Here is a 13,146-nt window from a genome sequence, read left to right on the forward strand (position 1 = left end):
CCATGTCCTCACATCCGGAACACGCCGAAGCGGGTCTCGCCGATCGGCGCGTTCATCGCCGCAGCAAGGCCCAGGCCAAGCACGTCGCGCGTCTGCGCCGGATCGATCACGCCGTCGTCCCACAAGCGCGCGCTCGCATAGTACGGATGCCCCTGGCGCTCGTACTGCTCGCGAATCGGCTGCTTGAACGCCTCTTCGTCGTCGGCCGACCATTGACCGCCCTTCGCCTCGATCCCGTCGCGCCTCACCGTCGCGAGCACCGACGCGGCCTGCTCGCCGCCCATCACCGAGATCCGCGCATTCGGCCACATCCACAAAAAGCGCGGGCCGAACGCGCGGCCGCACATTCCGTAATTGCCCGCGCCGAACGAGCCGCCGATGATGACCGTGAACTTCGGCACCTGCGCGGTGGACACCGCCGTCACCATCTTCGCGCCGTGCCGCGCGATCCCTTCGTTCTCGTATTTGCGGCCGACCATGAACCCGGTGATGTTCTGCAGGAATACGAGCGGAATCTTGCGCTGGCAGCACAGTTCGATGAAATGCGCGCCCTTCACCGCCGATTCGGAAAACAGAATGCCGTTGTTCGCGACGATCCCGACCGGATAGCCCCAGATGTGCGCGAAACCGGTGACGAGCGTCGTGCCGAAACGCGCCTTGAATTCGTCGAACGCGGAATCGTCGACGATCCGCGCAATCACCTCGCGCACGTCGAACGGCTTTCTCGTATCGGTCGGAATCACGCCGTACAGGCTCTTCGCGTCGTAGCGCGGCGGCAGCGGCTCGCGTGCGACGAGCGGCGCCTGAGCACGCGCGCCGAGATGGCCGACGATGCCGCGCGCGATCGCGAGCGCATGCGCATCGTTCTGCGCGAGATGATCGGCAACGCCCGACAGCCGCGTATGCACGTCGCCGCCGCCCAAGTCCTCCGCGCTGACTTCCTCGCCGGTGGCCGCCTTCACCAGCGGCGGGCCGCCGAGGAAGATCGTCCCTTGATTCCTCACGATGATCGACTCGTCGCTCATCGCCGGCACATACGCGCCGCCCGCGGTGCACGAACCCATCACGACCGCGATCTGGGCGATGCCTTCGGCCGACAAATTCGCCTGATTGAAGAAGATCCGGCCGAAATGATCGCGATCGGGAAACACGTCGTCCTGGTTGGGCAGGTTCGCGCCGCCGGAATCGACGAGATAGACGCACGGCAGCCGGTTCTCGGCCGCGATCTCCTGCGCGCGCACATGTTTCTTCACGGTCATCGGATAGTAGGTGCCGCCCTTGACCGTGGCGTCGTTGCACACGATCACGCACTCGCGGCCCGCGATCCGGCCGATGCCGGTGATGATGCCCGCGCCCGGCGCGTCGTCGTTATACATCCCGTATGCGGCCAGTTGCGACAGCTCCAGAAACGGCGTGCCCGGATCGAGCAGTTGCGCAATCCGATCGCGCGGCAGCAGCTTGCCGCGCGCCAGATGCTTGTCGCGCGCGGCCTGGCCGCCGCCTTGCGCGAGCCGCTCGATCTTGTCGCGCAGATCGGCGACGAGCGCCTCGAGCGCGGCGGCGTTCGCGCGGAAATCGTCGGCGCGCGGGTTCAGCTTGGATTCGATGATCGGCATCGCGTAGGCTCCACGCACGAAATCAAAGCGTTTGCGCGAACAGCTCGCGGCCGATCAGCATCCGGCGGATCTCGCTCGTGCCGGCGCCGATCTCGTAGAGCTTCGCGTCGCGCCATAGACGGCCGACCGGATATTCGTTGATGTAGCCGTTGCCGCCGAGAATCTGGATCGCCTCGCCGGCCATCCACGTCGCCTTTTCCGCGGTATAGAGGATCACGCCCGCGCAGTCCTTGCGCACCTCGCGCAAATGCCCGCCCGACGACGCCGTATCGAGATGGCGCCCGACCGCGTACAGATACGCGCGGCAGGCTTGGAAGGTCGTGTACATATCGGCGATCTTGCCCTGGATCAGCTGGAATTCGCCGATCGGCTGGCCGAACTGCTTGCGATCGTGGATGTACGGCACCACCGCGTCGAGGCACGCGGCCATGATGCCCGTCGGGCCGCCCGCCAGCACTGCCCGCTCGTAGTCGAGGCCGCTCATCAGCACCTTCACGCCGCCGTTCAGCTCGCCGAGGATGTTCTCGGCCGGCACCTCGACGTCCTGAAACACCAGCTCGCCCGTATGCGAGCCGCGCATGCCGAGCTTGTCGAGCTTTTGCGCGACCGAAAAACCCTTCATGCCCTTCTCGACGATGAACGCGGTGATGCCGCGCGGGCCGGCGTCGGGCTCGGTCTTCGCGTAGACGACGAGCGTGTCGCAGTCCGGGCCGTTCGTGATCCACATCTTCGCGCCGTTCAGCACGTAGCGATCGCCGCGCCGGTCCGCGCGCAGCTTCATACTGACGACGTCGGACCCCGCGTTCGGCTCGCTCATCGCGAGCGCGCCGACATGCTCGCCCGACACCAGCTTAGGCAGATATTTCTGCTTTTGCGCGTCGGTGCCGTTGCGGTGGATCTGGTTCACGCACAGGTTCGAATGCGCGCCATACGACAACCCGACCGATGCCGACGCACGCGAGATCTCCTCCATCGCGACCATGTGCGCGGTGTAACCGAGATTCGCGCCGCCGTATTCTTCGGCAACCGTCATCCCGAGCACGCCAAGCTCGCCGAACTTGCGCCACAGATCCATCGGGAACTGATCGGTGCGATCGATTTCCGCCGCGCGCGGCGCGATTTCCTTCGCGGCGAAATGCGCGACCGCATCGCGCAGCATCTCGATATCTTCACCGAGCATGAAGTTCACGCCAGGCAGGTTGCTCATGTCTCCTCCAATGCCAGGAAGTTCGGCGAAACGCCAGCTTCTGAGTGATGCTCAGATTTGTGCCGCCATAGTTTCAACGCTATATACAGCGAAAATTTTTGCTAGTTTCGCGCGTCGCCCACGCAATCGTCAATAGTTTTCTGAGCGATACTCAACTATCATCGAAACTGTTCCAATCCTGCACCGGCGACGCGAATCCGCCCTTCTTCCGTTATGAGCACGCCAGCCAAGACCGACCGTCCCAGCACACCGCGCGCACCCACCGGCCCCAAATCGCAGCAGCGCGTGCAGGACATTCTGCGCGCGGGGCGCGCTGTGTTCGCCGAAAAAGGTTACGAGCACGCGACGGCCGCCGAGATCGCGCATCGGGTGGGCGTCTCGGAAGCGACCGTATTCAACTACTTTCGCGGCAAACGCGAACTCTGCGCGCGCGTGATCGCCGATTGGTACGACGAGATCATCGACGCGTTCGAAACCGGCATGCCTCGCGACGCATCGGTACGCCAGCAGTTCGCCTTCATCGTGCGCACGCACTTGCGGCTGATGCTCGTGCACGGCACCGGGCTGTGCGCGCTCGTGCTGTCCGAGGGGCGCGCGAAGCAGCACGCGCTCGCCGACGAGCTGAGCGCGCTGCAGCGCCGCTACACCGCGCCGCTGATGGACGTACTCGCGCGCGGCCAGGCAAACGGCCAGGTTCGCGCGGACGTGCCGCTGAGCCTGCTGCGCTCGCTGGTATTCGGGCCGATGGAGCACGTGCTGTGGGACGCGACGCTCGGCCACCGCAAGCTCGATATCGACGCGACCGCCCAGCAATTGACCGATCTGCTGTGGGCCGCGCTGCAACCGCCCGAGCCGCAGCGCGAGGCGCTCGCGCGATTTCGCAGCGACGTCGCGGACGCGATGCGCCGGCTCGACGACGCGCAACGCGCAAGCGGAGCTTGATTCGATACGCGCCCGATTCGACGAGACGGGCGCAATGTGAGACGATACGCGGCCGTTGGATTCTCGTTTCTCCGTTCGTCCGCATGAAGTTTTCGATGTCAAATGCGGCCCTGGCCATCTCGCTGCTGAGCCCAGCCTATGCGAGCGCGCAACCGCTTGGCCAGCCGCAACCGGGCACGACGCGGCAACAACCGCCGTCGCCCCGCCATCCGTCGCCGTCCACTCACGCTCACTCGGCCGCGCTGCGCACGGTCCCACGCGCGGCCGCCGCGCCGGCCGCCTACGCTGCGCGCGCCGCGTCGTCGAGCGTCGAAGCGTCCCACGCGCAATATGCCGCGCCGTTGCAGCGCAACTTCGCGCACGCGCAGGAATATGGCCGGCTCGACGAATGCGACAAGCTCGCATCGCAAATCGACAATCTGATGCGCGCGAGTACGCCGGGAGCGCCTGCCCCGCCGCTGTCGCTGCGCGCACCGGGCGCGGCTTACGATCCCGCACCGTGGGTGATTCCTGCCGCGCCCGTCTATCTCCCGCCGCCGTCCAGGCCGCTGCCCAAGCAGCAAGGCCGCACGCCGCCGAACGTGCCGCCGGCATACCCGTCCGCGCTGCATCACGATCCCGCCGCCTTTCCCATGACGGAAAAAGACAAGAAGCAGCAACGCGAGCGCAGCGACAGGCAGGCCGAGCTGGAAGCCCGCTACCGGCAGCTGAACTGCCGCCCATAGCCGGCAAACGGCCGGGCGCGGCCCGAGCGCGTTCGCGCGTCAACCAGTAAGATGGTGCCGATCGCGGCGCGCTTCCGCGCCGCGCCCATCGAGTCCATTCCATTCATGACCGACAGCCATCTGACAGCCGCGCTCGCGTCACACTTTGCGCGCGTCGCGCTCGGCCACCTGACGCGCGAATACCCGAACCGGATCACGCATTCGCTCGCCGGGCCACAAGACGTGCGCAGCCCGCGCGAGTTGCATCCGATCTTCTACGGCAGCTATGACTGGCATTCTTGCGTGCACGGCTATTGGCTCGTCACGCATCTGATCGAGCGCTTTCCGGATTTGCCGGAAGCAGCGCGCATCGCATCGGTCGTCGACGAGCATTTCACCGCCGCCAACGCCGCCGGCGAAGCGGCCTACCTACGCTTGCCGCACAACCGCAATTTCGAGCGCCCTTATGGCTGGGCGTGGCTGCTCGCGTTGTCCGCGCAACTCGCGTCGATGCGCTCGGCGCAAGCGCAGCGCTGGTGCGCGACGCTCGCGCCGCTCACGGGTATCGTCGTCGAGCGCTTCGTCGAGTTTCTGCCGAAGGCGACTTATCCGGTGCGCGTCGGCACGCACTTCAATACGTCGTTCGCGCTGTCGCTCGCGCTCGATTTCGCGCGCGTCACCCAGCATGCGGCGCTGGATGCGCTGATCGTCGAGACCGCGCGCCGTTGGCATCTGCGCGATGCGCACTGCCAAGCCTGGGAGCCGGGCGGCGACGAGTTCCTGTCGCCTGCGCTGATGGAAGCGGAGCTGATGCGACGCGTGTTGCCCGCCGACGAATTCCTGCCGTGGTTCAACGCATTTCTGCCGGCACTCGCTGCACGCGAACCCGCGACGCTATTCACGCCGGCGACCGTCACCGACCGCAGCGACGGCAAAATCGCCCACCTCGACGGGCTGAACCTGAGCCGAGCATGGTGCCAGCGCTCGCTCGCGCGAGCGCTGCCGCACGACGATCCCCGCCGGGCCGTGCTCGCCGAGGCGGCCGAACGGCATCTGGCGAGCGCGCTGCCGCACGTGACGGGCGACTACATGGGCGAGCACTGGCTCGCGTCGTTCGCGACGCTCGCGCTGGAAGCATAAGGCGGCATGCGGATGCCGCCGGCCGGGTCGCGCCGGCAAGCCGTCCGTGCAGGCAACCGCCGATGACGGCGGCTTCGGCCGCCGGGCAAGTTGGTATGGGCGCGTGAAGCCGCCGGATTCGAGCATCGCGTCGCGTTCGGCGCGGCTCAACACACAATTCGCGATCGCGCCGCGGCCCGGCAGGCAAACCGGCCGCCGCAAGCGTGCCGGCGGCACGCATCGGCCCCGCGCGAATCATCCGCCGGATCAGCCCGATATCGCCTCGAGCGCGATGCCTTTCGTGCGCGGCCCCATCAACCCGATCGCGGACATGACGATCGCCATCGCGGCTGCGATAAACACGAACACGCCCGCCGTGCCGAATCCCTTCAACACGGCCGCGATCGCAAAAGACGTGAAGATCGCCGAAAACCGGCTCCACGAATAAACGAAACCGACGGCTCGCGCACGGATCGCCGTGGGAAACAGCTCCGCCTGATAAGCGTGGAAGCTGTACGACAGGATGTTGTTCGCAAGCGTCAGCCCCACGCCCAGCGCAACCAGCAGCCACGCCGATGACGTCTGGCTGAACAGCAGCCCGCAGACCATCGCTGCTCCCGCCATCGCGACGATCACGGTCTTGCGCTCGAAACGGTCGGCGATCGCGAGGCCAATCAGCGGGCCAATGGGCGCGGCGAGCGCGATCACGCTCGAATACAGCAGGCTCGTCGTCACGGTGATCCCCTGCTTGACGAGCAGCGTCGGCACCCAGTTCGCGAAACCGTAGAAACCGACGGTCTGAAACACGTTGAACACCGTCATCATCAGCGTGCGCTTGCGATACGGCGGCACCCACATCGCGCTGAAGCGGCCGCGCGGCGCGACCGGCTCGGCGGGCCCGGGCGGCGGCAGCGGCCGGCCATGCTCGGCCTCGACCTTGGCCTCCAGCGCCGCGAGCACGCGCTCGGCCTCGTCGAGCCTACCCTGCTGCGCGAGCCAGCGCGGGCTCTCCGGCAACTGACGGCGAATCCACCAGACGAAAATCGCACCGTGCGCGCCGATCAGCACGACCCAGCGCCAGCCGTCGATGCCGAACGGCGCGCGCGGCACGAGCAGATAAGCGAGCAGCGCGACGACGGGCACCGCCACGAAGCCGACCGCTTGCTCGCAGGCGAACGCGCGCCCGCGGATCTGCTTGGGCACAAGCTCCGAAATGTACGTGCCGATCGTCACCATCTCGACGCCGAGTCCGAGCCCGACGACGAAGCGCCAGAAATTGACGCCCGCGGCCGTGTGCTGGAACGCCATCACGACGTTCGCGGCCGTATAGGCCAGCAGCGAATACGTGAACACCGCACGGCGCCCGAAGCGATCGGCGAGAAAGCCGCACGCGATCGTGCCAACGAACAGCCCCGCGAACAATGCGGCGATGAAGCTCGCGATGCCCGTGGTGCCGAACAGGCCATGCGTCGTCGCGGTAAAGAGGCCGCTTTTCAAGAGACCGGGCGCGACGTAGCCGCTGTACAACAGATCGTAGAGTTCGAAGAAGAAGCCCAGGCTCAGCAGCACGACGAGTTTCCAGACGCTGCGCGTGGGCGGCAGGCGGTCCAGGCGCGCCGCGATGGCGCCGGCGTCGAGCGCCGCCGCATGCGTCGGATTCGTCGCCGGTGCACGCCCGGACGCAGGCTCGGGCGGCGTGCGCGGGTCGCTATCCGTTGAGATCATGCGGGAGTGTCTCCAGATTCCAGATTCGTGTCGTTGTCGTGTGCCGTGCCGCCGCGGTATCGCCTTCGCTCGTGCCGCCGGCCTGTCGGCCTACCAGTCTGTCGGCCTATTGCCGGCGCGCCGTTGTGAGGGCGGCATGCGGCCGCGCGGCTGCCGGGTTCGCGCATTGTACCGGGGATGCCCGTCGCGCCATCACGGCGCATGCCGGCGTGCGGCATGCTCAGCACAAGACACACCGTGCCGCCAACATTCGAAATATCACATTCATAGCAGAAAAGATCGTTTGATCCGGGATTTCTCTGTCGCTAGAGTCCTCCCCACGCGTCGCCGGACGCGCGTCTCGAAGCGCGCGCCGGGCAACGTCAAGCAATAGTCTGCTCTCGATTCGCGTGTCGCGGTTCGATCGGCGTCCTGATCGACACGCAGACCGGATCGTCACGAGCAGGGGGGGTTGTCGCGCGCCGCCGCATCGCCGCTCGCCCGGCGACGCCGGGGCCGGGCGGCAGCCGTATGACCTGTCGGTCTGGTCGTCGATAAAACAATATGAACCCGCTTCACGAACCACTATCCTTTACGAGGAGGGGCGCGCTCGCGCTCGGCCTGTCCTTGATGTTGTTCGCCATGCCCCCGGCCGGCGCGCAACCAACACAAGCGCCGGCCGGCACGGCTGCCGGTGCGTCCGGCGCGGCCAGCGCCACCGCGGCAACGGCGGCATCCGGCACGGCCGCCGCCGCGCGCGAAACGCCCGCGCAGCAGCCGGTTGCGTCGCTCAAGCAATTCGTCGTGACGGGATCGCGGATTCCGCGCACCGAAAAGGAAGGCTCGACGCCCGTGACGGTGATCACCGGCAAGGAGCTCGACGAAAAAGGCTACCGCAACGTCTTCGACGCGCTCCAGCAGCAGACGCAAAATACCGGCTTCACGCAGGGCTCGGACTACGGCAACACGTTCACGCCGGCGGCCAACGCGATCAGCCTGCGCGGGCTCGGGCCGAACCACACGCTCGTATTGATCGACGGCCACCGGCTCGCCGATTATCCGATCGCCTATGACGGCAACGTGAATTTCACCAATCTCGCGAACATTCCGTCCGCGATGGTCGAGCGCATCGAGATCCTGAACGGCGCGGCGTCCGCCGTGTACGGCTCCGATGCGATCGCGGGCGTCGTCAACATCATCATGAAGAAGCACATCAACGGCGTCGAGGTCAACGTCAAGGGCGGCGGCGCGACGCGCGGCGGCGGCGAAAACGGCCGGCTGCAAATCACGGGCGGCAAGGAACTCGGCGACTTGAGCGCGGTGTTCGGCCTGGAAGTCAGCAAGACCCGGCCGATCTGGGCACGCGAGCGCGACTTCATGTCGTCGGAGACGCTCGAAGGCGAGACGCCGAGAATCGTCTGGTCGCGCCGCAACCTCGACACCGGCAAGTACTTCAACGCGTCCGGCCCGTGCAGCGCGCTCAACGGCATCGGCGCGTTCGGCGGCTCCGTGTCGAGCGTCACCGGCGGCAAGGGCACATACTGCGGCTCGGGCCAGGCGCTGCCGGCGTACTGGACCACGCAGACCGACAATAGCAGCGAAAACCTGTACGGCGGCGTCGAATACCGGCTCAACGAACACGCCACGCTGTTCGGCTCGGTGTCGGCCGCGTTCAACCAGACGGAGAACAATACGCGCGGCCCGAACTGGACGTCGCTCGGCGGATCGACCGGCTATTTCCACAATGCGCTGACGGACGCGAACGAGCAATGGACCAAGCGCTTCTCTCCCGAGGAAATCGGCGGCGTGACGAACTGGAACAAGCGCTGGGACGATCGCTTCGGCAACCTGATTACCGGCATTCGCGGCACGGTGCCCGGCACCGGCACCTGGAACTACGAGTTGTCATATAGCGCATCCGGCTATCAGAGCCGCGCGACGCGACCGATCCTGCGCGCCGGCATCGATTCGTACTTCCTCGGCCCGCAACTCGGCACGACCGCCGACGGCACGCCGATCTACGCGCCCGATCCGTCGCGCTTCTCGTCGCCCGTCACGCCCGGCCAATTCAGCTCGCTGTACGGCCAGTCGAGCAACCAGAACAACACGTGGACGCAGACGGTCAGCCTGTCCGGCAACGGCGAGCTGTTCAAACTGCCGGCGGGCGCGGTCAAGGCCGCGGGCGTGATCGAGTACGGCACGCAAGGCTTCAGCAACACGGTCGACTCCGCGCTCAATCAAGGCGCGTACTACAACCAAAACGGCATCTACGGCGCGAGCGGCAACCGCAAGCGCTATGCGGCCGAATTCGAGCTGCGCATCCCCGTGTTCAAGCAGCTGATCGCGAACGTCGCGACCCGCTACGACGACTATTCGTTTGCCGGCACGCGCAATCACAAGTTCACCTACGATCTGGGCATCGAATACCGGCCGCTGCGCGAGCTGCTGTTGCGCGGCAATTACGGAACGAGCTTTCGCGCGCCGGACATGAACTACATCTTCCAGGCCCCGACGAAAGGCTATTTCGAATCGACCACGGACTACTACCGCTGCGCGCAGTCGGGGCAGCCGATCGCATCATGCCAGTATGCGCGGGTATCGCCCGGCTCCAATTTCGTGCAGATGGGCAATCACAATCTGAAGCCGGAAAACGGCAAGTCGTGGAGCGCGGGTTTCGTGCTCGCGCCGACGCCGGACATCGATCTATCGGCCGATTACTACAACATCCGGATCGACAATCTCGTCACCAACATCGATCCGGACAACCTGCTGCGCACCGAATCGGCGTGCCGCAGCGGGCAATTGAACGCCAACTCGGTCGACTGCCAGGACGCGCTGCGCCGCGTGGTCCGCAACCCGCTGACGGCCGTGCTCGATCCGGGCGCGATCAATACGATTCTCGTGAATCCGATCAACGCCGCGATGGAAAAAACCACCGGCTTCGATCTGACCGGCAAGTGGCGTTTCCGGCTGCGCGGCTGGGGCACGCTGCTGTGGACCGTCAATTTCACGAAGGTGCTGAGCCACAAGTATCAGGAGAACGCGGGCGGCGCGGTGGTGGACGTGCTGCACTCGCTGCAAAACCCCACCGGCAACCCCGAATGGCCCGACAAGCTGATGACGAGCGTCACGTGGTCACTGCCGAAATGGACGACGACCGTGCAGGTCGAGCGCTACGGCAAAGTGCCCAATGCCGCACAGACCGCGTATCTGTCGCCGACGACGCTCGCGAACCTGAGCGTGTCGCATCAATTCACGAAGGACACGTCGCTGACGCTTGTCGTCAATAACGTGTTCGATACGATCAAGCACGACGATTCGAGTGGATGGCCTTACTACCCGGTCGGCTACTACATGCCTTACGGGCGCACGGTTTGGCTGGAGTTCGCGCACCGGTTCAACTAAGCGGCGCGTGCCGCGCGGCTGGTATGCGCACGGCTGGCGTGCCGGCGGCTGGCGGCCGGCGACCCTATAGAGAATGGCGGCGCCCCCGCCGCGGCGCACGGCCGCGAACGAACGGTGCCCGATGTGCCGCCCACTCGCTGTGGCGTCCGATGTATCGCCGCCCGATGCGTCGCCGCCATGCGCACAGCGCGCGTTCACGCGTTGGCCAGCATGCTCGCCTGCCAATACGCCGCCACGCTCAAGCGCCCGCCGCCTCAGCGGGCCTGCGCTTGAGCACGCCCGCCGCCACCGCCGTCACGAGCGTGCCGACGACGATCGCGAGCGCATACACGCCGAGATGCGTGACCGCATTCGGAATCGGCAGCACGAAAATCCCGCCGTGCGGCACTTTCAGCTCCGCGCCCGCCGCCATCGAGATCGCGCCCGTCACCGCCGAGCCCGCAATGCACGCGGGAATCACTCGCATCGGATCGCGCGCCGCGAACGGAATCGCGCCTTCGGTGATGAACGCGATGCCGAGCACCGCGGCCGCATTGCCCGCCTCGCGTTCCTCGGCGCCGAAGCGGCTGCGGAACAGCCAGGTCGCGAGCGCGATGCCGAGCGGCGGCGTCATCCCGGCAGCCATCGTCGCGGCCATCGGCGTGTACACATGGCTTGCGATCAGGCCGGCGCTGAACGCGTAGGCCGCCTTGTTGACCGGCCCGCCCATGTCGAGCGCCATCATGCCGCCCAACAGCGCGCCCAGCATCACCGCGCTGCCCGTCTGCATCGAGCGCAGCCAGCCTTCGAGCGCATGCAGCACGGCGGCGACCGGCGTGCCGACCACATAGAGCATCAGCAGGCCGACCACCAGCGTCGACAGCAGCGGAATGATCAGCACCGGTTTCAATCCTTCGAGATTGCGGTGCAGCTTCAAGTGGCGATTGATGAGCAGCGCGGTGTAACCAGCAAGGAAACCCGACACGATGCCACCGAGAAAACCCGCGTTCAGGCTCGCCGCGAGCATCCCGCCGACCATGCCCGGCGTGATCCCGGGCCGGTCCGCGATCGAATACGCGATATAGCCGGACAGCACCGGCACGATCAGCGCGAACGCCGATTTCGCACCGATCTGGAACAGCGACCATGCGAGCGTGCCTTTGTGCGCATCGTCGAATGCATAAATGCCGCCGAGCGCAAACGACAATGCAATCAACAAACCGCCCGCGACCACGAACGGCAGCATGAACGACACGCCCGTCATCAGATGACGGTACGGGCCACCCGCTTTCGCGGCGCGCGCCTGCTTCGCGGCCGCGACCTGATCGACGAGCGGCGCGGCGTTCGCACTGGCTCCGGCCTGCGCGCCGCCTTCGACGCTCGCCTCGGCGATCGCCTTGTCGAGCAGCGCCGCGCCCTTGCCGATCGCGCTTTTGGTGCCCGTCTGATAGAGCCGCTTGCCGATGAAGCGCCGCTTGTCGACCTGCGTGTCGGCGGCGATCACGACGAGATCGGCCTCGGCGATTTGCGCATCGGTCAGCCGGTTTTGCGCGCCGACCGAGCCCTGCGTTTCGACGTGGATCGTATGGCCGAGCGCGCGCGCGCCTTGCGTGAGCCCTTCGGCCGCCATGAACGTATGCGCGATGCCCGTCGGGCACGACGTGATCGCGACGATTTTCAGCGCACGCGCGCCGGATGCGGTGCCGGCGCCGTTCGCCGACGATGCGCCGGCGGCCGGCGTCATGCCGGTTGCCGCCGCATCCGGCGCATCTGCCGCCGGATGCGCAAGCGCGGCGGCAGATGCGTCGCCTGCCGCGCGCGCCAGCACGCCGTGCGCATCGCGGATCGCATCGTCGAGCGACACGCGATGCAGCTTCTTACCCGCAAACGGCGCTTCGTCGATCGTGGTGACGCCATCGGTGGCAATCAGCACCGCGCTCGCCGCGTCGATCTGCGCGGCCGATACCGGCGTCTGCACGCCGAGCGCGCTGCGCGTCTCGAGCGTCAACGCAATCCCCTGGACGCGCGCCGCGCGGCTCAGCGCGTGCGACGCAAAGGCCGGCGCGACCGTTTGCGCGTCCGCCGCCACGAATCCGATCAAATTTTTCATTGCTGCCTCCGGCATACCCGGCTCATAGATCAACGACAACGCCATCCGCGGACGCGGTCAGCATGAAACGCTCGACTTCGACTTGCGCCGCGAGCGCGTCGAGCGTGGCGCGGTCCGGCAAATGCGGGCCGACGCGCGCGAGCTTGGCCGCCGCGAACGCACTCGCGCGGCGCCCCGCGTCGCACCACGTCCGCGCCTCGGTCAGACTCGCGACGAGCCCGGCGACGAACGCGTCGCCCGCGCCGACCGTGCTCGCGACACGCACGCGCGGCGGCGTGGCGCGAAAGCATTCGAAGGTGACGGGCGACGCGCGGCGCGGCGGCGATGCCGCGGCGCTGTCGGCCGCCGTCGCTGCTGCCG

The 13,146-nt window shown here is 66.8% G+C and carries 9 protein-coding genes; 4 read left to right on the forward strand and 5 right to left on the reverse strand.

Going from position 1 to position 13,146, the window contains the following annotated elements; all coding sequences use genetic code 11:
* Positions 1–8 precede the first annotated feature (8 nt).
* Both BSIN_RS23155 and BSIN_RS23160 read right to left on the reverse strand, forming a co-directional pair.
* The gene (locus BSIN_RS23155) at positions 9–1,616 is read right to left on the reverse strand and encodes a carboxyl transferase domain-containing protein (protein ID WP_089342151.1); all 1,608 of its coding nucleotides are present in this window, start codon (positions 1,614–1,616) and stop codon (positions 9–11) included.
* A 22-nt stretch (positions 1,617–1,638) separates the two neighbouring features.
* The gene (locus BSIN_RS23160) at positions 1,639–2,823 is read right to left on the reverse strand and encodes an isovaleryl-CoA dehydrogenase (protein ID WP_089342152.1); all 1,185 of its coding nucleotides are present in this window, start codon (positions 2,821–2,823) and stop codon (positions 1,639–1,641) included.
* Between the two features lie 213 nt (positions 2,824–3,036).
* On the opposite strand from BSIN_RS23160, the gene BSIN_RS23165 reads away from it, so the two are divergent.
* The 3 genes from BSIN_RS23165 to BSIN_RS23175 all read left to right on the forward strand — a co-directional run bounded on the left by BSIN_RS23165 (position 3,037) and on the right by BSIN_RS23175 (position 5,609).
* Positions 3,037–3,765, forward strand: coding sequence for a TetR/AcrR family transcriptional regulator (locus BSIN_RS23165; protein WP_059520197.1), 729 nt, complete (start codon positions 3,037–3,039; stop codon positions 3,763–3,765).
* A gap of 95 nt (positions 3,766–3,860) precedes the next feature.
* Positions 3,861–4,490 (forward strand): hypothetical protein, encoded by a 630-nt coding sequence (locus BSIN_RS23170; RefSeq protein ID WP_143757529.1) that lies wholly within the window; start codon positions 3,861–3,863, stop codon positions 4,488–4,490.
* A gap of 105 nt (positions 4,491–4,595) precedes the next feature.
* Positions 4,596–5,609, forward strand: coding sequence for a DUF2891 domain-containing protein (locus BSIN_RS23175; protein WP_059520322.1), 1,014 nt, complete (start codon positions 4,596–4,598; stop codon positions 5,607–5,609).
* A 246-nt stretch (positions 5,610–5,855) separates the two neighbouring features.
* Here BSIN_RS23175 and BSIN_RS23180 read toward each other — a convergent pair whose 3' ends face one another.
* The gene (locus BSIN_RS23180; protein WP_089342154.1) at positions 5,856–7,313 is read right to left on the reverse strand and encodes an MFS transporter; all 1,458 of its coding nucleotides are present in this window, start codon (positions 7,311–7,313) and stop codon (positions 5,856–5,858) included.
* Between the two features lie 543 nt (positions 7,314–7,856).
* Between BSIN_RS23180 and BSIN_RS23185 the strand changes: the two genes are divergently transcribed.
* Positions 7,857–10,697 (forward strand): TonB-dependent receptor domain-containing protein, encoded by a 2,841-nt coding sequence (locus BSIN_RS23185; protein WP_089342155.1) that lies wholly within the window; start codon positions 7,857–7,859, stop codon positions 10,695–10,697.
* A gap of 238 nt (positions 10,698–10,935) precedes the next feature.
* On the opposite strand, the gene BSIN_RS23190 is transcribed toward BSIN_RS23185, so the two are convergent.
* Both BSIN_RS23190 and BSIN_RS23195 read right to left on the reverse strand, forming a co-directional pair.
* On the reverse strand, positions 10,936–12,786 hold the full coding sequence (locus tag BSIN_RS23190) for a PTS fructose transporter subunit IIBC (protein WP_089342158.1): 1,851 nt from the start codon (positions 12,784–12,786) through the stop codon (positions 10,936–10,938).
* Between the two features lie 22 nt (positions 12,787–12,808).
* Positions 12,809–13,146, reverse strand: a 338-nt coding sequence (locus tag BSIN_RS23195) for a PfkB family carbohydrate kinase (RefSeq protein WP_256583980.1), incomplete at its 5' end; no start/stop codon positions are given.

Source organism: Burkholderia singularis (assembly GCF_900176645.1).
Lineage (GTDB): Bacteria > Pseudomonadota > Gammaproteobacteria > Burkholderiales > Burkholderiaceae > Burkholderia > Burkholderia singularis.